Raw genomic sequence first — 23510 nt, forward strand, 5'->3', positions numbered from 1 at the left:
AGACAAATGGCCTCGTATGGGGCTATTTGACTTTTTAGGAGGTAATCCAGTTTGCGATGTGATACGCAGTAGTTCCGAAAACATCAGGTTGTCGTTTGCGCCGACACGCTGGGTGCGGTCGTTCTGATACCGGAATGATAAAAGCACAGAGTACAGTCGATCTGTACTCTGTGCCTTTCTATACTGCCATCAATTTTAGAGTGTGATACGTAGCAATCGGGAAAACATCAGGTTGTCATTAGAGCCTGAGCGGTGAACGCTGTAGTTGATCAGTACCGTTTTTCCAGCGTTTTCTGTTATCCATGCTGTTGGAATATTAAAGGTCATCGAGGAGGTGTTCTGAATCGGTTGAGTTTCAGTATCACGCACTATCACGCCGTGCCATCTGACCCTGACGGTATATCCGGGAGTCATGTTCAAGAACTTGACTGTGACGTTTTTTCGGTCGGCAGACAGTCTCGGTTCACTGAGGTCGAACATTTGTTGGTCGACATTTAATGTCAGCGATTTGGAGATAAGAAGCGGTTCGTTCGGTTTAGGACGAACACTGTAATTGACGGTGGCAATTCCCCCAATGGCGTCAATCACTTCAAGGCGCGGAATCCTGAAGATCAAAGGCCCTGGAGTTTCAACTGTCAGTATTTCGCTGTCATACACATGGTTTCTGGTCACCCAGCGCACGCGTACGGCGTGGCCTTTCAACATGCCGATATAGTCTGTCTGGACTTCGACATACTTATCCCGGTAAATGTCGTTGATGTTTAAGCGGTTACCCTCAACTCCGTATGCTTTGGGCACTTTTGGCGGGACAAGGTTAAGTGTATTAACGGTTGCGTTCATGTTGTTTCATCCATTTTAAAAGGTGACTGGTTTTGGGTGTTTTCAGTGAGTGGTATTCATTGAATTACAGTTCCACTCTTAATACTTGAGAGAACTGGCTTTGCTCATCAACGCCACGTCGATTGACGCTGTAATTGATCAACACGGTTTTCCCTCGGTTTTCAGCTATCCACTCTGGCGGGATTGGAAAATCCGCGGTGACGCCTGTTTTCATGTCTTTCCATGCTGTCCGGCGAGTAACAACCCCGCCCAGACGCACACGCGCCTCGTGAGCGTCAGCCATTGCCGGATATCGAACGGTGACTGTGGACTTGTCCTCGGTGAGTCGTGGGGGCGGCAGGACAAATGCCTGAGCATCGACAACCAGCCTTAATGGGTCAGATCGATGCAGAGGTCCGTTGGGGTAGGTACGAACGGTGAAGGTGACGGGAACGGTACTGCCAATGGAGTCCACGACCTCCATCCGTGGAACGGTGACATTCATTGCGCCGACAGCCGTTACCGGGATGATCGCACTATCATGGAGATATCGCGCCGATGCCCAACGGACTCGAATGGTTTGCCCGATCGCCATCCCCACATATTGCTGAACCTGGACGGTCACGAACCTGGCCTCATAGATATCGGACATTCTCAAGTGATCGCCCAGCTCACCGTAAGCCTCCAGAACCTTGGGCGGCTTGAGATTAATCGTGGTTTTGATGATCAAGAGCTTGGCGTCGGAGGTGGGGTTTCCTCCTGTACGCTGTACGCGCAGGGTAATGCTGACGGTGCTCTGGTCACTTTCATTAGCCCAACTGAGCGGAACCGGAAATGTCAGCGGTCCACTTCCCGAATAAGTTTTTTCCTCTGTTTCGCGTTCTTCCCGGCCCAACCAGTTGGCACGGACACGGTCGCCAGCGACCAGTCCGATTCCTGAAGCGACAACCTGGATATTCGTCGCGTAGGCAGGATCCAGCACACCGCCTTGTTCGCCTGTCACGGTCGGTGCCGGTATGCGATTGACGTTCACGCTGACTTCCGTGGGGATTGCCCACTGCGCGTGAGGGTGCGGACGGTTTCCACAGCGGTCGATCACCTGGTAGGTGATCGAATGCTTGCCGTCCCCCGCGCGCTTGATCAGTTGTTCATCGAACAGGATCAGGATCGGATGGTTTTGCGGATCACTGATTTGCTCAGGCGTGACGGGATAGTAGGAAACCTGTTCTGTATCACCCCATCGCGCGATGATGCGGTCGAACACGGTGATGTTCTGATAGGGCTCGATACGCATGGCAATGCCTTGCTTTGCCATTTCACTGTCGATGCCATCCTTGATATCCGGGGTAAAGGTATAACGCAGTCCGGGATGACCGAGGGGTTCAGGATTGTCGAGTACCCCTCCCGGCAGCGTGCGCTTGATCAAAATGTTCAGTTTGAACGAATCGGATTTGTTCCCGCTATTGCGTGTTACGCGGTAGAACACCGGGAATGCAGCGCCATTGAGTATCTGGCTTGCCGGTACATTGAAGCGCAGCGGGGCGTTCAATTCTTTTGCTGTATCAATAACCTCCGTACCAATGGGGTTAACGTCGTCATCCCAGAAAAGCTCGCATCGGTGGCCATAATCACTGTCGATCCAGGGGTCAACGATAATGAGCAGGTCGGCATTTAGTGCTTCTGCACCGATGCCACCGTGATACCCCTCGCTGCCCTCTATGGGGCTGATGAGATTTGGAATGAATGGTGGGTACAGAGCTGACGAATTGCTATCTGCGATAGGATCATCCGCATTCGAGGTCGGGGTCATCGGATCGCTCCTGATCTAAGTCGCGCCGAAATCGAAACGATTGACGCTGTGCGCCTATCTGACAGCCACAGCGAAACTCCGCGCAACTGTCAGATCTGACAGTTGCGCCGAACGGCGACAAGCCCATCCCCTTTCATTAAAAGCTCGCAGCCTTCGGCAGCGCCTACAGCGAAACGCGAATTCCGATGGAGGCGCTGCCGAAGGCTGCGAGCTTTTGCGTTTCAGGCTTAATTAATAATCGTCGCCGCGATCAGTGACGTCCTTCTCGACCATCGGCGCATTCGGGTCCTGCCCCTCGGGGAATTTCCCCTTCAGATTCCACGCAAACGCGATGATCTCGGCGATCGTGCGATACAGCTCTTCGGGAATGCTGTCGCCCAGCTCCATGCGTGCCAGCAAGCGCACCAGCTCGGCGTTCTCGTAAATCGGCACTTCGCAATCGCGAGCAATGCGCAGGATTTCTTCGGCCAGCTCTTCGTCGCCCTTGGCGGTGAGGGTCGGGGCGTGGTTGCCGTCGTATTTGAGGGCAATGGCCTGGCGTGGGGCAGTGGAATCGTTCATGCGGTTTCGTCGACCCAGCGGTGTTCGAGACGGGTTTGGTTGCCTTGCGGCGGGGTGCCGAGGTGGCAGTCGATATCGCCGACGTTGAGCCCGCGATCGAGCAGGCGCTGGCGCAGGGCAAACAAGTTATTTTCGATCAGGTCCGCAGTGTACGGGCGTTCGGCCCACAGTTGGCTGGACAGGCTGCCGGCGATCAGTTGCGCCTGAATCTGCAGCGGCCCGAGCGGCTCCATGTCGAACGCCAGATCAACGCGCCACAGGTGTTGCTTGGGCTCGCGCTCATCGCGACGTTCGTTCGGCTGCGGTTCGCGCTCCGGCGCTTCTTCACGCTGAAACTTGACCTGCAACGGCACAATGTCCTGCAGGTTGCGCATGGGGATTTCCAGTTGCCAGGTGCTGAGCAGGCGCCCGTCGTCGGTGACGCCGGTCTGCTCCAGGCTCGACAGTTGATGGCTTTGCAGGCGCGAAACGGCGGCGGCGGCGAGACGCAGCAACTGTTCCAGATCGCCTTCGCCTTCCAGACTCTGCAGCAAACGCTCGGGCAGCGGAAAGCTGCTTGGTACAGGTTTGGCGCTGACCTGGCCAAGCATGCCGAGAGCATTGCGGACGAAACTCGGCAGCGCTTGCGCCAGGGTGTTGGCGGCGATGATCGCGTTGAAACTGGTGCTGCTCGGCAGGCCCGGAGTCAGTTGTGCGATCAGCTTGAGCAGATCGGCCTTCATGTCCGGGGCCAGCGTCGGGGTTTGTCCGGTCAGCAGTTTGGCTTCGAGGAACGCGCCGCTGTTGGCCAGCGCCAGTGCCACGCCTTTGGCGGTGCTCAGTTGTTGCACGTCCGGCAGGCTGGCGAGCAGTTTGTCGACCACGGCACGCAAATCCTGCGATGTCTGATCGCTATCGCTCGGCAGATTTTGCAACGCGTTCAGCAACCCCGTCAGAGAGGCCTGGCGACTTTGCTGGCCGAGCAGTTGCTGACTCACGGCCAGTTGTTCCTGGCGGCTGCTCATTGGCAGGAATTTCAGGGTTTGTGCGTCTTCCACCAACGCCGACAGCAAAGTGCCGATGCGCAGCGGCTGGGGGCTGTCGATGGTCAGTGTGCTGCCGCTTTGTGCGGTGTTGAGCAGGCTGACCAAGGAGCGGAACACTGCCGCTTGCCCCGGCGTCTGCGGCAGTGCCTGCGAGGTCAGCACCTTGCCTTGCAGTAGCGTGCCGACCGGCAGTTGCGCAGTGTCGATGCGGGTGAGGGCGGCGACGCTGCTGGCAATCGCCTGCTGCACGGTAATCGCCAGGTTGCCCGCCGAGGGCTGAGTGATCGCCAGACTGGTGCCTTGGGGCAACGGCAGATTGCTGGTCGCTTGCACGGTGGTCTGACGGCCGCTGTCCAGCGTCACTTTGAGCAATAACTGAAAGGTCTGGTCCGCTTGCTTGAGCGACAACACCTCGGCCTTGGCGCTTTGCCCGGCGCCAATCAGGCCTTCAACCGGGGTCAGCAGCTTGAGCAGCTCACCGACCTGCGGGCGAACGGTCGCCGGGGTGGTGGGCGGGAGCGGGAGGATGTTCATTTCGCCTGTCATACGCGGACACAACCTGAGGAAAATGCACTCTTGAGAGTAAGGCACGGCATGTATAATGCCGCCCGTCTTGCGCTTCGTTCAAAAAACATAGCAATTGTTTGACCCAGCTCTCTAGGTCGAGCCGTCAATGCATCTATGCTGCATCTCTTTAACGGCCGCGCCAGAGCCGACTTGAACCGTATAAGGCCCGTGATCCCTTGACCAGTCCTGTCCTGCAAACCGTTGCCCTCGCGTGTGAACGTGATCTCAGGCTGCTCTTCGAAAATCTCGAATTGAGACTGGCCAGTGGCGATATGGTGCAGATCAGTGGCCCCAACGGCAGCGGTAAAACCAGTTTGTTACGTTTGCTATCCGGGTTGATGCAGCCGACTGCCGGGCAGGTTCTGCTTAATGGTCAGCCGCTGAGCGAACAACGCAGCGAACTCGCACGCAACCTGCTGTGGATCGGCCACGCCGCCGGGATCAAGGATTTACTGACCCCGGAAGAGAATCTGTCGTGGCTCTGCGCCCTGCATCATCCCGCCGAACGCGAGGCCATCTGGCAAGCGCTGGCAGCCGTAGGATTGCGCGGATTCGAAGATGTTCCCTGCCACAGCCTGTCCGCCGGTCAGCAACGCCGCGTAGCGCTGGCGCGCTTGTATCTGGACAGCCCGCCGCTGTGGATTCTCGATGAGCCGTTCACCGCACTGGACAAGCAGGGCGTGGCGCAGCTCGAAGAACATTTGGCCGGGCACTGCGAACGCGGTGGTCTGGTGGTGTTGACCACGCACCACACGCTGAGCCGGATGCCGGCCGGTTATCGCGACATCGATCTGGGGAACTGGGCAGTATGAGTGTGTTCGGCCTGCTGGTTGCCCGTGAATCCCGACTGCTGTTTCGCCGCCCGGCGGAACTGGCCAATCCGCTGATTTTTTTCGCCATCGTCATCGCTTTGTTCCCGCTGGCCGTCGGCCCGGAAACTCAAGTGTTGCAAAACCTGTCCCCCGGGTTAGTCTGGGTGGCGGCGCTGTTGTCGGTCCTGCTCTCGCTGGACGGGCTTTTCCGCAGTGATTTCGAAGACGGATCCCTGGAACAGTGGGTCCTTTCGTCGCACCCGCTGCCACTTCTGGTCTTGGCCAAGGTGCTGGCACACTGGCTCTTCTCCGGTCTGGCACTGGTTTTGCTCTCACCGCTGCTGGCGTTGATGCTCGGTTTGCCTGCCGCCTGTCTGCCGGTTTTGCTGCTTTCGTTGCTGCTGGGAACACCGGTGCTGAGCCTGCTCGGCGCGGTGGGCGCGGCACTGACGGTCGGTTTGAAACGTGGCGGCCTATTGCTGGCGCTGCTGATTCTGCCGTTGTACATCCCGGTGTTGATCCTTGGCAGTGGCGCCTTGCAGGCCGCGTTGCAAGGCATGCCGGCGACCGGGTATCTGCTGTGGCTTGGTAGCCTGACCGCCCTGGCGATCACCCTGACACCGTTTGCAATAGCTGCTGGCCTGAAGATCAGCGTCGGCGAATAATGAGGTCTGGTTAAAATTTAACCAGCAAAGACCCTGAGACTGCTCACACCGATGAGCGGCATCCGTGATGGAAACAGTATGAACTGGACCTGGTTTCACAAGCTCGGCTCGCCCAAGTGGTTCTACGGCATCAGCAGCAAGTTCTTGCCTTGGCTGAGCATCGCAGCGTTGCTGCTGATTGGCGTCGGCGTCGTTTGGGGCCTGGCCTTCGCGCCGCCGGACTATCAGCAAGGCAACAGCTTTCGCATCATCTACATCCACGTACCTGCCGCGATGCTCGCTCAGTCGATCTACGTGATGCTGGCGGTGTGCGGTGTGGTCGGGCTGGTGTGGAAGATGAAACTGGCCGATGTCGCCCTGCAATGCGCCGCACCGATCGGCGCGTGGATGACCGCCGTGGCGCTCGTCACTGGGGCGATCTGGGGCAAACCGACCTGGGGTTCATGGTGGGTGTGGGACGCGCGCCTGACCTCGATGCTGATTCTGCTGTTCCTGTATTTCGGCGTGATCGCGCTGGGCAACGCCATCAGCAACCGCGACAGCGCCGCCAAGGCCTGCGCCGTGCTGGCCATTGTTGGCGTGATCAACATCCCGATCATCAAATACTCGGTGGAGTGGTGGAACACCCTGCACCAGGGCGCGACCTTCACCCTCACGGAAAAACCGGCGATGCCGGCGGAAATGTGGCTACCGCTGCTGCTGACGGTATTGGGCTTCTACTGTTTCTTTGGCACCGTGCTGCTGTTGCGCATGCGCCTCGAAGTGCTCAAGCGTGAGGCCCGCGCCAGTTGGGTGAAAGAAGAAGTGCAGCACAGTCTGGAGGCCGCTCGATGAGTTTTGCTTCATTCGGCGACTTCCTCGCCATGGGCCATCATGGCCTGTATGTCTGGTCGGCCTACGGCATCTGTCTGGCGGTGCTGATCCTCAACGTGGTGGCGCCGATCGCGGCCCGCAAGCGCTATCTGCAACAAGAGGCGCGTCGTCTGCGCCGGGAGAACGGCAAGTGAATCCGCTGCGCAAGAAACGTCTGATCATCATTCTGGCCATTCTGGTCGGGGTCGGCGCTGCCGTCGGCCTGGCGCTCAGCGCCCTGCAGCAGAACATCAATCTGTTCTACACGCCGACCCAGATTGCCAACGGCGAAGCGCCGCAAGACACGCGCATCCGCGCCGGTGGCATGGTCGAGAAGGGTTCGCTGCAACGCTCGCCGGATTCGCTCGACGTCAAATTCGTTGTCACCGACTTCAACAAATCCGTGACCATCACCTATCGCGGCATCCTCCCGGATTTGTTCCGTGAAGGGCAGGGCATCGTAGCCTTGGGCAAGATCAACGCCGAGGGCGTGGTGGTGGCCGATGAAGTGCTGGCCAAGCACGACGAGAAGTACATGCCGCCGGAAGTGACCAAAGCCTTGAAAGACAGCGGTCAATCGGCACCAACGCCTGCGAAGGAGGGTTGATCGATGACATCGGCAATTTTTATTCCTGAGCTCGGTCATCTGGCGATGATTCTGGCGTTGTGTTTCGCCCTGGTGCAGGCCGTGGTGCCATTGGTCGGTGCCTGGCGCGGCGACCGTTTCTGGATGAGTCTGGCCCAGCCGGCCGCGTGGGGGCAGTTTGCGTTTCTGCTGTTCGCGTTCGGCATTCTGACTTACGCCTTCATGACCGATGACTTCTCCGTCGCCTATGTCGCCAACAACTCCAACACCGCGTTGCCGTGGTATTACAAATTCAGCGCCGTGTGGGGCGCCCACGAAGGTTCGTTGTTGCTGTGGGCACTGATCCTCGGCGGTTGGACTTTCGCGGTGTCGGTATTTTCGCGCCAGTTGCCGCAAGTGATGCTGGCGCGGGTCCTGGCGGTGATGGGCATGATCAGCACCGGTTTTCTGCTGTTCCTGATCCTCACGTCCAACCCGTTCAAACGCATCTTGCCGCAAATGCCCAGCAATGGCGCTGACCTCAATCCACTGTTGCAAGACATCGGCCTGATCGTTCACCCGCCGATGCTGTACATGGGCTACGTCGGTTTTTCGGTGGCGTTCGCCTTCGCCATCGCGGCGTTGATGGGCGGTCGCCTTGATGCGGCGTGGGCGCGCTGGTCGCGTCCGTGGACCATCGTCGCCTGGGCCTTCCTCGGCATCGGCATCACCCTCGGTTCGTGGTGGGCCTATTACGAACTCGGCTGGGGCGGCTGGTGGTTCTGGGATCCGGTGGAAAACGCCTCCTTCATGCCTTGGCTGGTCGGCACTGCGCTGATCCACTCGCTGGCGGTCACCGAAAAACGTGGCGTGTTCAAGAGCTGGACGGTGTTGCTGGCGATTGCCGCGTTCTCCCTGAGCCTGCTCGGCACCTTCCTGGTACGTTCCGGCGTGCTGACTTCGGTGCACGCGTTTGCCTCCGATCCTGAGCGCGGCGTGTTCATCCTGATCTTCCTGTTGTTTGTGGTCGGCGGCTCGCTGACGCTGTTCGCCCTGCGCGCGCCAGTGGTCAAGAGTCAGGTCGGCTTCAACCTGTGGTCGCGGGAAACTCTGCTGCTGGGCAACAACCTGGTACTGGTCGTGGCCGCTTCGATGATTCTGCTCGGCACGTTGTATCCGCTGATTCTCGATGCCATCAGCGGCGCCAAACTGTCGGTTGGCCCGCCGTACTTCAACGCGCTGTTCATTCCGTTGATGGCGTTGCTGATGGTGGTGATGGCGATCGGTGTGATCGTGCGCTGGAAGGACACTCCGGTGAAGTGGCTGGCCAACATGCTGACGCCAGTGCTGCTCGGCAGCGTTGCGCTGGCCGTGGTCGCTGGTGTCGCTTACGGCGATTTCAACTGGGCGGTGATCGCGACCTTCCTGCTCGCCGCGTGGGTATTGCTCGCCGGTGTGCGCGATATCGTCGACAAGACCCGCCACAAAGGCCTGATCAAAGGCCTGCCGACCCTGACCCGCAGCTACTGGGGCATGCAGGTCGCCCACCTCGGCATCGCCGTCTGCGCTTTGGGCGTTGTGTTGTCGAGCCAGAACAGTGCCGAACGCGATCTGCGTCTGGCGCCGGGAGAGTCGATGGACCTGGCCGGTTATCACTTCATCTTCGAAGGCGCCAAGCACTTCGAAGGGCCGAACTTCACCTCTGACAAAGGCACCATTCGCGTGATCCGCGACGGCAAGGAAATCAGTGTGCTGCACCCGGAAAAACGCCTGTACACCGTGCAGAACTCGATGATGACCGAAGCCGGCATCGACGCCGGTTTCACCCGTGACCTCTACGTTGCCCTCGGCGAACCGCTGGACAACGGCGCCTGGGCGGTGCGCGTACACGTCAAACCGTTCGTGCGCTGGATCTGGTTCGGCGGTTTGCTCACAGGTGTCGGTGGCTTGCTGGCGGCGCTGGATCGACGGTATCGGGTCAAGGTGAAAGCCAAGGTGCGTGAAGCGCTGGGCATGACAGGAGCGGCTGCATGAGACGTTGGTTGATGCTGGTGCCTCTGGCGATTTTCCTGCTGGTGGCGGTGTTTCTGTATCGCGGTCTGTACCTCGATCCGGCGGAGCTGCCGTCGGCGATGATCAACAAACCGTTCCCGGAGTTTTCGTTGCCAAACGTGCAGGGCGACAAGAGCCTGACCAAGGCTGACATCCTTGGCAAACCGGCGCTGGTCAACGTCTGGGGCACCTGGTGCATTTCCTGCCGGGTCGAGCATCCGGTGCTGAACAAACTCGCCGAGCGCGGCGTGGTGATCTACGGCATCAACTACAAGGACACCAACGCCGACGCGTTGAAGTGGCTGGCCGAATTCCACAATCCGTATGCGCTGGACATCCGTGACGACGAAGGCTCGCTGGGTCTGAACCTCGGCGTGTACGGCGCGCCGGAAACCTTTTTCATCGACGCCAAGGGCATCATCCGCGACAAGTACGTCGGTGTGATCGACGAGCAGGTCTGGCGCGAAAAACTCGCGGCCAAGTATCAGGCGCTGGTCGATGAGGCCAAGCCATGAAGCGCTTTCTCGCTGCCGTGGTTCTGGGCTTGAGTCTGGTCGGTGTCGCCCATGCCGCCATCGATACGTATGAGTTCGCCAAAGAAGGTGATCGCGAGCGCTTCCGCGAACTGACCAAGGAACTGCGCTGCCCCAAGTGCCAGAACCAGGACATCGCCGACTCCAACGCACCGATTGCCGCTGACCTGCGCAAAGAGATTTTCCGCATGCTCGGCGAGGGCAAGGACAACCAGCAGATCATCGACTTCATGGTGGATCGCTACGGTGATTTCGTCCGCTACAAACCGGCGCTCAATGCCAAAACGGCATTGCTGTGGTTCGGCCCGGCCGGTCTGTTGCTCGGTGGTTGCGTGGTGATCGCGGTGATTGTCCGCCGTCGTCGCGGCCAGCGCGCCGAGACTCCGCAAGCGCTGTCCAGCGAAGAGCGTCAGCGCCTCGACCAACTGTTGGATAAAAACCAAGAATGATTGATTTCTGGCTTGCCGCAGGGCTGTTGCTTCTGGTCGCCCTGAGTTTTCTGCTGATCCCGGTACTGCGTGAGCGTCGCGCCCAGCGTGAAGAGGATCGTACTGCCCTGAACGTTGCGCTGTATCAGGAGCGTGTCGCCGAGTTGCAGTCGCAACAGGCTGAAGGCGTGCTCGACGCCGCGCAAATGGACAGCGGCCGCGCCGAGGCTGCGCGTGAGCTGCTGGCGGATACCGAAGGTGTTGCCGCGCCACGGGTTTCCCGACTGGGCAAACCATTGCCGCTGTTGGCCGCTGTGCTGGTGCCGGTGTTGGGCTTGGGTCTGTATCTGCATTTCGGCGCTGCCGACAAGGTTGAACTGACCCGCGAATTCGCCCAGGCGCCGCAGTCGATGGAAGAGATGACCCAGCGTCTGGAGCGTGCCGTCGCGGCGCAACCGGATTCTGCGGAAGGCCTGTATTTCCTCGGCCGTACCTATATGGCGCAAGAGCGCCCGGCGGACGCGGCGAAGATGTTCGAGCGCGCTGCCAACCTGGCCGGTCGTCAACCGGAACTGCTCGGCCAGTGGGCACAGGCGCAGTACTTTGCTGACGGCAAAAAGTGGTCTACGAAGATTCAGGCGCTGACCGACGAAGCGCTCAAGGCTGATCCGAAAGAAGTCACCAGCCTTGGTTTGCTCGGCATCGCCGCGTTTGAAGGCGAGCGTTATCAGGAGGCCATCGATTACTGGAACCGCTTGCTGGCGCAATTGCCGCCGGACGACAACTCCCGCGCCGCGCTGCAAGGCGGGATCACACGCGCCGCCGAGCGACTGGAAGCCAGCGGTGGCAAGGTCGCTCAGGCACCGGTAGCCGCGAAAGCCGCGCTGTTGAAAGTTAGCGTCGATCTGGCCAGCGACCTGAGAAGCAAAGTGCAACCGGGCGACAGCGTGTTCATCTTTGCCCGCGCCACGTCCGGCCCGCCGGCACCGCTGGCCGCCAAACGCCTGACCGTGGCCGATCTGCCGGTGACCGTTGAACTGGGCGATGCCGACGCAATGATGCCGCAGTTGAAACTGTCGAACTTCCCTGAAGTCCAACTGGTTGCGCGCATCTCCCGCGCCGGCCAACCGACCGCCGGCGAGTGGGTCGGTCGCAGCGGCCCTCTGGCCAGCAGCACCACTGCGCTACAAAAACTGACCATCGACAGCCCGGACAAATAGCCGGACACCACAGGAAAGCACCGCCATGCACACCATCGCCCGAATCACAGTCCTCACACTGGCCCTGGGCTTGAGTGCATGTGCGGTGCAACGACCGGAACCGACCACCAACCTGCCGCCGATTCCGCCGTCACAACCGAGTCCGACCCCGTCGACCTCGCCGACCCCAGGCAAGAGCATCCCGGCCAAACCGACCAAACCTGTCCCGCGCACTTCGGCCAGCTTCGCGCCACCACCGGGCGGCAACAGTCACTGGGATCAGAAACTCGGCGTCTACGTGCTCGACGACCAGACCAACACCTTCTACCGCCAGCGCACCTACTACCGCTGGAACAACGGCTGGAGCCGCTCGGTCAGCCCCAATGGCCCGTGGGAAGACACCAACATCCACGGCGTGCCGCCGGGACTGGGCAAGCAGTTTGGGCAGTAAATGAAAACGGCGATCTTCGGATCGCCGTTTTGCTGTGTGCCTGTTGGGGGCTCACAGAAATTGCTCATGAAGTGCTGCACAGAGCTGAGGGTTTAGCGGTTTCAATCACACCCTGTAAAACAACCAGACGTCATTCTGCCCATTTCTGTGCTTGAGTAAATATAACTCTAGAGTTATTTTTGTGAGATCAAGGCAAGGAGGCGGTTGGTGCAGAGCAGGCTATTGATCAAGGAGTTGGAGGAGGCAGGCTGGACGCTGGATCGGGTGACCGGCAGTCATCACATCTTCAGGCACTACAACCCGAACACGATTCCCGTCCCGCATCCGAAAAAGGATTTGCCACTGGAGACGGTCAAAAGCATCAGGCGGCGTGCCGGGTTGTACAACCCGCCAGCCAGTTATGAAGGAGATCCGTAATGCAATATCCAATCTGCATTGAATGGGGCGACGAGAATACCGCCATCGGTATTCAGATCCCCGATATTCCCGGCGCGGTAACGGCAGGGGATAGCTTTGAAGATGCCTACAAGGCTGCGGTTGAAGTCGCCCACATCATGCTGCAGGAGATTGCGGCGGACGGGAAGTCGATTCCTATGCCGACTTCGGCATCCGCTCATCGCAGTAATCCGGAATTTGCCGACATGGGATGGGGCATGCTGGAGCTGGACATTTCGCCCTATCTCGGCAAAACCGAAAAGGTCAACGTAACGCTGCCCGGTTATGTGATTCAGCGTATCGATCGTTACGTGCGCGAACACAACGTCAAAAGCCGCTCCTCCTTTCTGGCGGATGCGGCGATGGAGAAGCTGGTTCGGTATTGAGCGTTCTCGCTCCCTCAGGTCAGCGAATACCCTGTGGGAGCGAGCCTGCTCGCGAAGCTTTTGCCGCCTTACGCCGTCGCCAATGAACCACGCTGCGAAACACTCAAAAACCGCAACAACGCCAACAGCGGAAACACACTGCCGACAATCACGATCCACAACCAGCCGCCATGCTCATACACCGCACTGGCCACCGACGAGCCGAAGGCGCCGCCGATGAAGATGCTGGTCATGTAAAGCGCATTCAAACGGCCACGACTTTTGGCGTCCAGCGAATACACCGCGCGCTGGCCGAGGACCATGTTCATCTGCACGCAGAAGTCGAGCACCACACCGGTCACGGCCAGGCCGATGACGCTGTAGGCCGGATGAATGAAGGCGGGCAGGAAGCTCAGGCTGGCGAACAGCATGGCCAGCAGCGAGGCGATGCGGGTGTGGCCGGCGTCGGCCAGGCGTCCGCTGATCGGCGCGGCGATGGCACCGATGGCGCCGACCAGGGCGAAGATCGCGATCTCGCTTTGCGACAAACCATGGTTGCGCGCCAGCTCCAGCGGCACCGCAGTCCAGAACAAGCTGAACGTGGCGAACATGCAGCCCTGATAAAACGCACGCTGACGCAGTACCGGTTGCTGGCGCAGAAGCGTCCACAGCGAACCGATCAATTGGCCATACGTGGCGCTGTGATCAGGCTGGCGCTTGGGCACGGTGAGCGCGAGTACCACGCTGATCGCTGCCATCAATGCGGCGGCAATCATGAACATCGCCCGCCAGCCCAAATGATCGGCGACCACACTCGACACCGGTCGCGCCAGCAGTATACCCAGCAACAAGCCGCCCATGATCCCGCCGACCACCCGGCCACGGGATTCTTCCGGTGCCAGATGCGCAGCCAATGGAATCAGGATCTGCACCGACACCGAACTGAAGCCCACCAGCAACGAGATCAGCAGGAACACGTTCGGCTGATCGGTAAACGCCGCCGCCAACAGGCTGGCAATCGCCACCACCGTGGTGATGATCATCAACCGCCGGTTTTCCAGCAGATCCGCCAGTGGCACCAGAAAGAACAGGCCCAGCGCATAACCGATCTGCGTCAGCGAGACGATGAAGCTGGCCATGGTGTCGCTCAGACCGATATCGGGTGCGATCAGGCCGATGATCGGCTGCGCGTAGTAGATGTTGGCAACGATGGCGCCGCAGCAGAAGGCGAACAGCAGCACCATGCCTCGGGTCATTGCGTGAGTGGTGGTGGTCATAAGGTTTCTCGATCCAGCGAAAGAATGCGCTAAGGCTATGGGGCAAACCGGGTGGGCAGAAGACGCCTTCGGTTGATATCAGTTATTCCGTTGCGCAATGAATGGTGGCTATCGCATGTCATCCATCGGCGAACCTTGCGTCCGACCGTTGAGGGTCGATGATACATTCACTTACATCCTCTTCGATAGCGTGCTTATGTTTGCAACGGGCGTGTTCAACTTTGATGACCGGAGGAATGCAATGTTTCGTCAGACGCTTCGCCACACCGCAACGATGGTTTTGATCAGCCTGCTGAGCGCAATGAGCGCACAGGCCGCCGACGCACCGGGGATGCGCATCGGTGTGCGCGGCGAGATCACCGGGGTCAGCACCGACAGCTTGAAAGTCCACGTCAACAGCGGCGAGAACGTGGTAATTCAGTTGACCGGCGACACCAAGGTTCGCGCCGTCACCCTGGCCAATATCGAAGACATCAAACCCGGCAGTTACATTGGTTCGGCGGCGATGCCACAGGAGGACGGCACGCTCAAGGCGCTGGAGGTGCATGTATTCCCGCCGGAGCTGGCGGGCAGCGGCGACGGCCATCGGCCGTTTGATCTGGCCAAGGGCAGCAGCATGACCAATGGCAGCGTCGGCGATCTGGTGGTGAGCAACGGGCGGGTGCTGACGGTGAACTACAAGGGCGGGCAGCAGAAGATTCTGGTGCCGGAGGATGTGCCGATCGTCAATCTGGTGCCGGGGGATCGGAGTTTGCTGAAGGTTGGGGTGAAGATCGTTACGTTCGTCACGCAAGGTGCGGATGGCACACTGACGGCGCAATCGATTTCTGCCGGTAAGGATGGCGTCACTCCACCGATGTAACTGCCTGAGCACAATCCCTGTAGGAGTGACCCTGCTCGCGATAGCGGTCTATCAGCCACCAAATGTGCTGAACGATAGAACGCTATCGCGAGCAGGCTTACTCCTACATTGGTTTTGTGTTGCATTCGGAAACCCATAAAAAAGGCGACCACTGTGGGTCGCCTTTTTATGTCAGCTCAAGCCTTACTGGCCGCTGTAAATCTGATCGAAAACCCCACCATCATTGAAGTGAGTCTTCTGCACGGTGCGCCAGTCACCAAAGGTCTTCTCAACCGAGAGGAAATCAACTTTCGGGAAACGATCGGTGTGCTTCGCCAGCACCGCCGGATCACGCGGACGCAGGTAGTTTGCTGCAGCAATCTCCTGACCTTCCGGCGACCACAGGTACTTCAGGTACTCATCCGCCGCCGCGCGCGAGCCCTTTTTGTCGACCACTTTGTCGACCACCGATACCGGCGGCTCAGCCTCGGCCGAAACGCTCGGATAAATCACTTCGAACTGATCACGACCAAACTCGCGGGCAATCATTTCCGCTTCGTTTTCGAAGGTCACCAGCACGTCGCCGATCTGGTTGGTCATGAAGGTCGTGGTGGCGGCGCGGCCACCGGTATCCAGCACCGGCGCTTGCTTGAACAGTTTGCCGACGAAGTCTTTGGCCTTGTTCTCGTCGCCACCGTTCTTCAGCACATAACCCCAGGCCGACAGGTAGGTGTAGCGGCCGTTACCCGAGGTTTTCGGATTTGGCACGATCACTTGCACGCCGTCCTTGAGCAGATCCGGCCAGTCCTTCAGGGCTTTCGGGTTGCCTTTGCGGACGATGAACACCGTGGCCGAGGTGAACGGCGCGCTGTTGTTCGGCAGGCGCGTGACCCAGTTCTCCGGGACCAGTTTGCCGTTGTCGGCGAGGGCGTTGATGTCGGTGGCCATGTTCATGGTGATGACGTCAGCCGGCAGGCCGTCGATCACCGAACGCGCTTGCTTGCTCGAACCGCCGAAGGACATCTGCACGGTGATGTTTTCGTTGTGCTCGGCCTGCCAGTGTTTCTGGAACGCAGTGTTGTAGTCCTTATAGAAATCGCGCATCACGTCGTAGGAAACGTTGAGCAGCGTCGGGGCTGCCTGAGCGATGTTGGCCAAGGCCAGGCCGGCGGCAAGAAGTGAGGCGCCAAAGAGTTTTTTCACTGCGCATTCCTTGTTATCTATTTATGTAGGAGCTGCCGAAGGCTCGGGCCGTGTTCGGACGATCTTTTGATTTTGTTTTTTACAAGATCAAGATCAAAAGATCGCAGCCTGCGGCAGCTCCTACAGGGGGTGATGTTCAATTGCCACTGACTATAACGGGGCGCGCATAGTCGTTTAAAGATTAAAAAGCTCTTTGCTTATTCCAGTTTCTTGAACAGTGCATTGCCGCATCGCGAGCAAAACGCTGCGCCATGCTCATGGCTGTTTTTCTTGCACACCGGGCAATCGTGTTGCAGCTGTTCGCCGCGCATGGCATTGGCCAGTTCGGCGGTGAAAATCCCGGTCGGTACGGCGATGATCGAGTAACCGGTGATCATCACCAGTGACGAAATCACCTGACCCAGCGGGGTCTTCGGCACGATGTCGCCGAAGCCCACCGTGGTCAACGTGACGATAGCCCAATAGATGCCTTTGGGAATGCTGGTGAAGCCATGTTCCGGGCCTTCGATCACGTACATCAGCGTGCCGAACACCGTCACCAGGGTGCAGACGCTGACCAGAAACACCACGATCTTCTGCTTGCTGCCACGCAGCGCCGACATCAGATAATTGGCTTGCTTGAGGTACGGGCTGAGCTTGAGCACGCGGAAAATCCGCAGCATCCGAATAATGCGGATAATCAGCAGGTACTGCGCATCGCTGTAATACAGGGCGAGGATGCCGGGCACGATCGCCAGCAGATCCACCAGCCCGTAAAAGCTGAAGGCGTAGCGCAACGGCTTGGGCGAGCAGTACAGACGCAGGATGTACTCGCCGAGAAAGATGATCGTGAAGCCCCACTCGATGTAGGCCAGCACGTCGGCGTAGTTCTGGTGAATGCTGTCGATACTGTCGAGCATCACGATCACCAGACTGGCGAGGATGATCAACAGCAAAATGCCGTCGAAGCGACGCCCGGCGAGGGTGTCGCTCTGGAAAATCATGACGTAAAGCCGTTCGCGCCAACTGTTGCTGCTGTCCATGGATAACGCCTGAATCGAAGATCAGCGCAGCCTAGGTTGATTCTCCCCGTGAGCGCAAGGCGCACGCTCGACGACGGCTTTGCCGAGCATCTGAATCCCGGCGCGAATCAGCCAGCAGGCGAGGATGAATGGCGCGGTCAACGTGGCGAGGCCAACGGCTGCAAACAGCGGTGTGACCAGCAGCGCGAGGACGATACCCAGCAGCGGCAGCCACGGTTGTTGGCGTTGCGCGGAGAAGGCGAGGGCGGCGAGCACGGCGTTGTAACTGCCGAGGCCTGAAAGTGCAGTGCTGGTTTCGTGGTGCAGAAGGCTGGAGCCGAGGCCAATGGCAGACGCCAGCATCGCCCAACAGAATGCCCGGCGATCAGCGATCAGCAATCCGACAGCGATCAGTGCGCCGGCCAGTGGATGACCGAGGAACATCACCTGACCCAAACCGCGCAGTTCAGCGGCGAGCAGGTTCAGCGTGTTCATTTCGATGTGCGCCACTGGCGCCGACGGTTCGGCGAACAGCAGAAGGATCCAGCTCAGCGCTACGAACGGCGAGGTGTAGGCCGGTATGGAGGAGCGGCTGCGGTATACGTGCTTGAGCCATTGCTGTGTGACCATCGCGCTCAAGCCACCAGCGGCGAGAATCAGCGGCGGCAACATTGGCGACCAAGGGAAATACAGGCTCAGCAGCAGGCCGAGCAGCACGCCGTTGTAGCTGAACAGTCCGGACTGACGATCGGCCTTGGCGTAGTTGCGTCGTTGTGCGGTGAGCAAACCGGCGACGGCACCGAGCAGCGCACCGGCGAACAGCACCGGCGCCGTCAGCAGGATCGCCAACAGGCACAGCAGACCGCACAGCGGATGACGCTGGAGGAATATTTGACTGAAACCGTTGAGCAAAGCCTCGGCCCAGTCGGGGCAGTGGGTGTTGAAATGATTGGCGGGCATGTTGAGAAAATCTGGGCAGTTGGAAAATCAAAAGGTCTTGCAAGTCACTGTGGCGAGGGGATTTATCCCCGTTGGGCTGCGAAGCGGCCCCCCATCGGAGAATGCGGTTTCTCTGTGGAAACCGTCACACCCTTAAAAGCGACGACTGCTGCGCAGCCGAACGGGGATAAATCCCCTCGCCACAAGGTTATGCACCCACTTTTATGGTGGGTCAGATCAACGTTTCGATCCGCAGCGAGTTAGTCGAACCCGGCTGGCCGAATGGCACTCCGGCGGTGATCAGCAGCGTGTCTCCGCGCTCGGCCATACCCTGTGCCTGAGCGATCTCCAGCGCGGTCGAGCAGACTTCGTCGACCTGCCGCAGGCGATCGTTGACCACCGAATGAATGCCCCACGCCACGCTCAAACGCCGCGCGGTCTGCAGGTTCGGTGTCAGGTTGAGGATCGGCGCTTTCGGCCGTTCCCGCGCCGCTCGCAGACTTGAGGCGCCCGACTCGCTGTAGTTGACCAGCACCGCCACCGGCAGCACGTTGCTGATACGCCGGATTGCGCAGCTGATCGCATCGGAAACGGTCGCTTCAGCCTTCGGCCGACTGACGTCGAGTTGCGTCTGATAGTCCGGGCCGTTTTCCACCTGGCGAATGATCTTGCTCATCATCTGCACGGCTTCCAGCGGGTATTCGCCGGACGCGGTTTCCGCCGACAACATCACCGCATCGGCACCCTCGGCCACGGCGTTGGCAACGTCAGTCACCTCGGCGCGGGTCGGGGCAGGGGAGAAGCGCATCGACTCAAGCATCTGCGTCGCCACCACCACCGGTTTGCCGAGTTCGCGGCACGTCGTGATGATGTTTTTCTGGATCTGCGGCACGCTTTCGGCCGGCACTTCCACGCCGAGGTCACCACGCGCCACCATGATCGCGTCGCTCAACTCAGCGATTTCACGCAGTTGTTCAACCGCCGAAGGCTTCTCGATTTTTGCCATCAGAAAGGCCTTGTCGCCGATCAATGCGCGGGCTTCGATGATGTCCTGCGGACGCTGCACAAATGACAGCGCAACCCAGTCCACGCCCAGTTCCAGACCGAAGCTCAGGTCGCGGCGATCCTTGGCAGTCAGCGGGCTGAGGTCGAGCACCGCTTGCGGCACGTTGACGCCTTTGCGGTCCGACAGTTCGCCGCCATTGAGCACGGTGGTATCGATCGCGTCAGCGTATTTGGTGACCACGCGCAGACGCAGTTTGCCGTCGTCGAGCAGCAGATCCATGCCCGCTTCCAGCGCCGCAATGATCTCCGGATGCGGCAGGTTCACCCGGCGCTCATCGCCCGGTGTCGCGTCGAGATCAAGGCGGAACGCCTGGCCACGATGCAGCTGCACCTTGCCGTCGGCGAACTTGCCGACGCGCAGTTTCGGCCCCTGCAAGTCCATCAGAATGCCCAGCGGGTAGTTGAGCTGGCGCTCGACTTCGCGGATCCACTGATAGCGCTTGGCGTGGTCGGCGTGATCGCCGTGGCTGAAGTTCAGGCGAAAGATATTCACCCCGGCCTCGACCAGCTCACGGATGTCTGCGATGCCATCGACAGCAGGCCCGAGGGTGGCGAGGATTTTGACCTTTTTATCAGGCGTCATGATTTGCAGCTCTCAAGTATCAGAATGGCGCGGAAGTCGTTGACGTTGGTGCGGGTCGGCTCGGTGACGATCAGCGCATCGAGCGCCTCGAAATAGCCGTAGCCGTTGTTGTTATCCAGTTCATCGCTGGCGCTCAGGCCGAGGGCGGCGGCGCGGGCGTAGCTGTCCGGGGTCATGATCGCGCCGGCGTTGTCTTCCGAGCCGTCGATGCCGTCGGTGTCACCGGCCAAGGCATAAACCCCGGGCTGGCCTTTGAGGCTGTCGGTCAGGCTCAGGAGAAATTCGGCGTTGCGCCCGCCACGGCCATTGCCGCGCACGGTCACGGTGGTTTCGCCGCCGGAGAGAATCACGCACGGCGCGGCCAATGGCTGGCCGTGATTGATGATCTGGCGGGCGATGCCGGCGTGGACTTTTGCCACTTCGCGCGATTCGCCTTCGAGGTCGCCGAGGATCAGCGTGCTGAAACCGGCCTGACGGCATTTCACTGCGGCGGCATCCAACGATTGCTGAGGACGGGCGATCAATTGGAAGTGGCTGCGCGCCAGACTCGGATCGCCGGGTTTGACGGTTTCCGACTCAGGGCTTTGCAGCCAGTTACGCACGGACGCGGGAATCTCGATGCCGTAGCGTTTGATGATCGCCAGCGCTTCGGCGGAAGTGCTTGGATCGGCCACGGTCGGGCCGGACGCGATGACCGTGGCGAGGTCGCCCGGTACATCGGAAATCGCGTAGGTATACACAGTGGCGGGCCAGCAGGCTTTGCCCAGACGCCCGCCCTTGATCGCCGAGAGGTGCTTGCGCACGCAATTCATCTCGCCGATGGTCGCGCCGGATTTGAGCAGGGCTTTGTTGATCGACTGCTTGTCGGCAAGGGTGATGCCTTCGGCCGGCAAGGCGAGCAGGGCCGAGCCGCCACCAGAGAGCAGGAAGATCACGCGGTCGTCTTCGGTCAGGTTGCTGACCAGTTCCAGCACGCGCTTGGCCACGGCCAGACCGGCAGCATCCGGCACCGGGTGCGCGGCTTCGACCACTTCGATTTTTTCGCACGGGGCGCCGTGACCGTAACGGGTCACCACCAAGCCTGTGACTTCACCTTCCCAGCAGCGCTCGACCACTTGCGCCATGGCCGCAGCGGCTTTGCCGGCGCCGATGACGATCACCCGGCCGCTGCGATCGGCAGGCAGATGGGCTTCGAGGACTTGGTTCGGATGCGCCGCGTCGATGGCTGTGGCAAACAGCTCGCGCAGCAGTTGTTGCGGATCGACCGACATGGCGGGCTCCCGGAATTCTTGTTATTCGAAAGGGCAACTCAGATCCCTTGTAGGAGTGAGCCTGCTCGCGAAGGCGGTGTGTCAGCCAACATGGATGTTGAATGTGCAACCGCTTTCGCGAGCAGGCTCGCTCCCACAGGGTTTGCGTAGGCTTTATTTGTTGTCGCGAATCGAGAAGTTGGCCATGTGTTCCAGACCTTTGATCAGCGCCGAGTGATCCCAGTTGCTGCCACCGATCGCTGCGCAGGTGCTGAACACTTGCTGAGCGTTGGCGGTGTTCGGCAGGTTGATGTTCAGCTCTTTGGCGCCTTGCAGGGCCAGGTTCAGGTCTTTCTGGTGCAGGCTGATGCGGAAGCCTGGATCGAAGGTGCCTTTGATCATGCGCTCGCCGTGCACTTCGAGAATCTTCGACGAAGCGAAACCGCCCATCAGTGCCTCACGCACCTTGGCCGGATCGGCACCGTTTTTCGAAGCGAACAGCAGGGCTTCCGCGACGGCCTGAATGTTCAGGGCAACGATGATCTGGTTGGCGACTTTGGCGGTCTGACCGTCGCCATTGCCACCGACCAGGGTGATGTTCTTGCCCATGGCCTGGAACAGCGGCAGGGCGCGTTCGAAGGCATCGGCGTCGCCACCGACCATGATGCTCAGGGTCGCGGCCTTTGCGCCGACTTCACCGCCGGACACTGGCGCGTCGAGGTATTGCGCGCCTTTCTCGTTGATCTTCGCCGCGAAAGCCTTGGTCGCGGTTGGCGAGATTGAGCTCATGTCGATCACCACTTTGCCTTTGCCGATACCGGCGGCAATGCCGTCAGCGCGGAACAGCACGTCGTCGACCTGTGGGGTATCCGGAACCATGACGATGATGAATTCAGCTTCCTGCGCCACTTCGCGCGGGTTGGCCAGAGCAACGGCGCCAGCGGCGACCAGATCAGCAGGAGCGGCGTCGTGGTGCGCCGACAGGAACAGGCTGTGACCGGCTTTCTGCAGGTTCGCCGCCATTGGGTGGCCCATGATGCCGGTGCCGATAAATCCGATTTTAGCCATGAGAAAATCCTCTTGTTTTTGTGTAGCCAAATAATGTGCCGAACACCCTTTGTGGCGAGGGAGCTTGCTCCCGCTGGGGCGCGAAGCACCCCCAAAACCAGCCACTGTGGTGTGTCAGGCAAAATCGGTTTGCAGGGTTTACGACTGCTTCGCAGCCGAGCGGGAGCAAGCTCCCTCGCCACAAGGGTTTTGCAGTGTTCTTAAATTGCGTTGTGCGACTTCAACCAGCCCAGGCCCGCTTCAGTGGTGGTCAGCGGCTTGTATTCGCAACCTACCCAGCCCTGATAACCGATGCGGTCGAGGTGTTCGAACAGGAAGCGGTAGTTGATTTCACCGGTGCCCGGTTCGTTGCGGCCCGGGTTGTCCGCGAGCTGCACATGGTTGATCTCGCCCAAGTGCGATTGCAGTGTGCGGGCCAGATCGCCTTCCATGATTTGCATGTGATAGATGTCGTATTGCAGGAACAGATTGGCGCTGCCGACCTGTTCGCGAATCGACAGGGCTTGCGCCGTGTTGTTCAGATAGAAGCCCGGGATGTCGCGGGTGTTGATCGCTTCCATCACCAGTTTGATGCCCGCTGCCTGCAGCTTGTCGGCGGCGTACTTGAGGTTGGCAACGAAGGTTTTTTCCACCGTGGCATCGTCCACGCCTTGCGGACGGATACCGGCCAGGCAGTTGACCTGGGTGTTGCCCAGCACTTGCGCGTAAGCGATGGCCAGATCGACACCGGCGCGGAATTCTTCAACGCGGTCCGGTAGGCACGCAATGCCGCGTTCGCCCTTGGCCCAGTCACCGGCCGGCAGGTTGAACAGCACTTGGGTCAGACCGTTGGCGTCAAGCCTGGCCTTGATTTCGGCGGAGCTGAAGTCGTACGGGAACAGGTACTCGACACCGCTGAAACCGGCCTTGGCGGCGGCGTCGAAACGGGCAAGGAAATCCTGTTCGGTGAACAGCATGGACAGGTTGGCTGCGAAACGCGGCATGGTGGTCTCCCGTAAATCTTGTGAGGTTCCCCTTGTGGGAGCGAGCTTGTGTGGCGAGGGAGCTTGCTCCCGCTGGGCTGCGTAGCAGACCCTGGATTTTTCGGGCCGCTTCGCGCCCCAGCGGGAGCAAGCTCCCTCGCCACATAGCTTGCTCCCACAGG

25 protein-coding genes are annotated in these 23510 nt (G+C 59.7%); 13 read left to right on the forward strand and 12 right to left on the reverse strand.

Going from position 1 to position 23510, the window contains the following annotated elements:
- Positions 1 to 195: 195 nt before the first annotated feature.
- From BK670_RS21725 to fliK, 4 genes are all read right to left on the reverse strand, one after another.
- Positions 196 to 840, reverse strand: coding sequence for a hypothetical protein (locus tag BK670_RS21725; RefSeq protein ID WP_123452751.1), 645 nt, complete (start codon positions 838 to 840; stop codon positions 196 to 198).
- Between the two features lie 64 nt (positions 841 to 904).
- Entirely contained in the window at positions 905 to 2629 is a 1725-nt protein-coding gene (locus tag BK670_RS21730; RefSeq protein ID WP_123452753.1) for a hypothetical protein, read from the reverse strand.
- Between the two features lie 231 nt (positions 2630 to 2860).
- Complete coding sequence (locus tag BK670_RS21735) at positions 2861 to 3190, reverse strand: EscU/YscU/HrcU family type III secretion system export apparatus switch protein (RefSeq protein ID WP_123452755.1); 330 nt, start codon at positions 3188 to 3190, stop codon at positions 2861 to 2863.
- Positions 3187 to 4761 (reverse strand): flagellar hook-length control protein FliK, encoded by a 1575-nt coding sequence (gene fliK / locus BK670_RS21740; protein WP_123452757.1) that lies wholly within the window; start codon positions 4759 to 4761, stop codon positions 3187 to 3189. Before fliK ends, BK670_RS21735 begins: the two co-directional genes overlap by 4 nt.
- Before the next feature lie 197 nt (positions 4762 to 4958).
- On the opposite strand from fliK, the gene ccmA reads away from it, so the two are divergent.
- The 12 genes from ccmA to BK670_RS21800 all read left to right on the forward strand — a co-directional run bounded on the left by ccmA (position 4959) and on the right by BK670_RS21800 (position 13160).
- On the forward strand, positions 4959 to 5594 hold the full coding sequence (ccmA, locus tag BK670_RS21745; RefSeq protein ID WP_095114135.1) for a cytochrome c biogenesis heme-transporting ATPase CcmA: 636 nt from the start codon (positions 4959 to 4961) through the stop codon (positions 5592 to 5594).
- Positions 5591 to 6259, forward strand: coding sequence for a heme exporter protein CcmB (ccmB, locus tag BK670_RS21750; protein ID WP_007919970.1), 669 nt, complete (start codon positions 5591 to 5593; stop codon positions 6257 to 6259). The genes ccmA and ccmB overlap by 4 nt, the downstream gene beginning before the upstream one ends.
- Before the next feature lie 78 nt (positions 6260 to 6337).
- Positions 6338 to 7093 (forward strand): heme ABC transporter permease, encoded by a 756-nt coding sequence (locus tag BK670_RS21755; protein WP_123452759.1) that lies wholly within the window; start codon positions 6338 to 6340, stop codon positions 7091 to 7093.
- The gene (gene ccmD / locus BK670_RS21760; protein WP_003222944.1) at positions 7090 to 7266 is read left to right on the forward strand and encodes a heme exporter protein CcmD; all 177 of its coding nucleotides are present in this window, start codon (positions 7090 to 7092) and stop codon (positions 7264 to 7266) included. Before BK670_RS21755 ends, ccmD begins: the two co-directional genes overlap by 4 nt.
- The gene (gene ccmE, locus BK670_RS21765; RefSeq protein WP_123452761.1) at positions 7263 to 7718 is read left to right on the forward strand and encodes a cytochrome c maturation protein CcmE; all 456 of its coding nucleotides are present in this window, start codon (positions 7263 to 7265) and stop codon (positions 7716 to 7718) included. The genes ccmD and ccmE overlap by 4 nt, the downstream gene beginning before the upstream one ends.
- Before the next feature lie 3 nt (positions 7719 to 7721).
- Positions 7722 to 9710, forward strand: coding sequence for a heme lyase CcmF/NrfE family subunit (locus BK670_RS21770; protein ID WP_123452763.1), 1989 nt, complete (start codon positions 7722 to 7724; stop codon positions 9708 to 9710).
- Entirely contained in the window at positions 9707 to 10243 is a 537-nt protein-coding gene (locus tag BK670_RS21775) for a DsbE family thiol:disulfide interchange protein (protein WP_007919961.1), read from the forward strand. Before BK670_RS21770 ends, BK670_RS21775 begins: the two co-directional genes overlap by 4 nt.
- On the forward strand, positions 10240 to 10710 hold the full coding sequence (locus BK670_RS21780; protein ID WP_123452765.1) for a cytochrome c-type biogenesis protein: 471 nt from the start codon (positions 10240 to 10242) through the stop codon (positions 10708 to 10710). The genes BK670_RS21775 and BK670_RS21780 overlap by 4 nt, the downstream gene beginning before the upstream one ends.
- Positions 10707 to 11909 carry a c-type cytochrome biogenesis protein CcmI gene (ccmI, locus tag BK670_RS21785; RefSeq protein ID WP_123452767.1) on the forward strand — a complete coding sequence of 401 codons (1203 nt, stop codon included), beginning with the start codon at positions 10707 to 10709 and terminating at the stop codon, positions 11907 to 11909. Before BK670_RS21780 ends, ccmI begins: the two co-directional genes overlap by 4 nt.
- Before the next feature lie 25 nt (positions 11910 to 11934).
- Positions 11935 to 12339 (forward strand): hypothetical protein, encoded by a 405-nt coding sequence (locus BK670_RS21790; RefSeq protein ID WP_123452769.1) that lies wholly within the window; start codon positions 11935 to 11937, stop codon positions 12337 to 12339.
- A 207-nt stretch (positions 12340 to 12546) separates the two neighbouring features.
- Positions 12547 to 12756, forward strand: a complete 210-nt coding sequence (locus tag BK670_RS21795; RefSeq protein ID WP_123452771.1) for a type II toxin-antitoxin system HicA family toxin — start codon at positions 12547 to 12549, stop codon at positions 12754 to 12756.
- Complete coding sequence (locus BK670_RS21800) at positions 12756 to 13160, forward strand: type II toxin-antitoxin system HicB family antitoxin (protein WP_123452773.1); 405 nt, start codon at positions 12756 to 12758, stop codon at positions 13158 to 13160. The genes BK670_RS21795 and BK670_RS21800 overlap by 1 nt, the downstream gene beginning before the upstream one ends.
- 68 nt (positions 13161 to 13228) lie before the next feature.
- Here BK670_RS21800 and BK670_RS21805 read toward each other — a convergent pair whose 3' ends face one another.
- The gene (locus BK670_RS21805; RefSeq protein ID WP_123452775.1) at positions 13229 to 14416 is read right to left on the reverse strand and encodes an MFS transporter; all 1188 of its coding nucleotides are present in this window, start codon (positions 14414 to 14416) and stop codon (positions 13229 to 13231) included.
- Positions 14417 to 14657: 241 nt separating this feature from the next.
- On the opposite strand from BK670_RS21805, the gene BK670_RS21810 reads away from it, so the two are divergent.
- Entirely contained in the window at positions 14658 to 15278 is a 621-nt protein-coding gene (locus BK670_RS21810; RefSeq protein ID WP_123452777.1) for a DUF5666 domain-containing protein, read from the forward strand.
- A gap of 183 nt (positions 15279 to 15461) precedes the next feature.
- Here the strand turns inward: BK670_RS21810 and BK670_RS21820 are convergent, their stop codons facing one another.
- The 7 genes from BK670_RS21820 to hyi all read right to left on the reverse strand — a co-directional run bounded on the left by BK670_RS21820 (position 15462) and on the right by hyi (position 23349).
- On the reverse strand, positions 15462 to 16460 hold the full coding sequence (locus BK670_RS21820; RefSeq protein WP_123452779.1) for a sulfate ABC transporter substrate-binding protein: 999 nt from the start codon (positions 16458 to 16460) through the stop codon (positions 15462 to 15464).
- Between the two features lie 197 nt (positions 16461 to 16657).
- A complete protein-coding gene (locus BK670_RS21825) occupies positions 16658 to 17482 on the reverse strand; it encodes an ion transporter (protein WP_016987501.1) in 825 nt (274 codons plus the stop codon).
- A gap of 21 nt (positions 17483 to 17503) precedes the next feature.
- Positions 17504 to 18421 (reverse strand): urea transporter, encoded by a 918-nt coding sequence (locus BK670_RS21830; protein ID WP_123452781.1) that lies wholly within the window; start codon positions 18419 to 18421, stop codon positions 17504 to 17506.
- A 211-nt stretch (positions 18422 to 18632) separates the two neighbouring features.
- The gene (gene pyk, locus BK670_RS21835; protein WP_123452783.1) at positions 18633 to 20048 is read right to left on the reverse strand and encodes a pyruvate kinase; all 1416 of its coding nucleotides are present in this window, start codon (positions 20046 to 20048) and stop codon (positions 18633 to 18635) included.
- Positions 20045 to 21319 (reverse strand): glycerate kinase type-2 family protein, encoded by a 1275-nt coding sequence (locus tag BK670_RS21840; protein ID WP_123452785.1) that lies wholly within the window; start codon positions 21317 to 21319, stop codon positions 20045 to 20047. Before BK670_RS21840 ends, pyk begins: the two co-directional genes overlap by 4 nt.
- 153 nt (positions 21320 to 21472) lie before the next feature.
- A complete protein-coding gene (locus tag BK670_RS21850; RefSeq protein WP_123452788.1) occupies positions 21473 to 22366 on the reverse strand; it encodes a 2-hydroxy-3-oxopropionate reductase in 894 nt (297 codons plus the stop codon).
- Positions 22367 to 22566: 200 nt separating this feature from the next.
- Complete coding sequence (hyi, locus tag BK670_RS21855) at positions 22567 to 23349, reverse strand: hydroxypyruvate isomerase (protein WP_123452790.1); 783 nt, start codon at positions 23347 to 23349, stop codon at positions 22567 to 22569.
- Positions 23350 to 23510: the final 161 nt, after the last annotated feature.

Source organism: Pseudomonas fluorescens (genome assembly GCF_003732425.1).
Lineage (GTDB): Bacteria > Pseudomonadota > Gammaproteobacteria > Pseudomonadales > Pseudomonadaceae > Aquipseudomonas > Aquipseudomonas fluorescens_BE.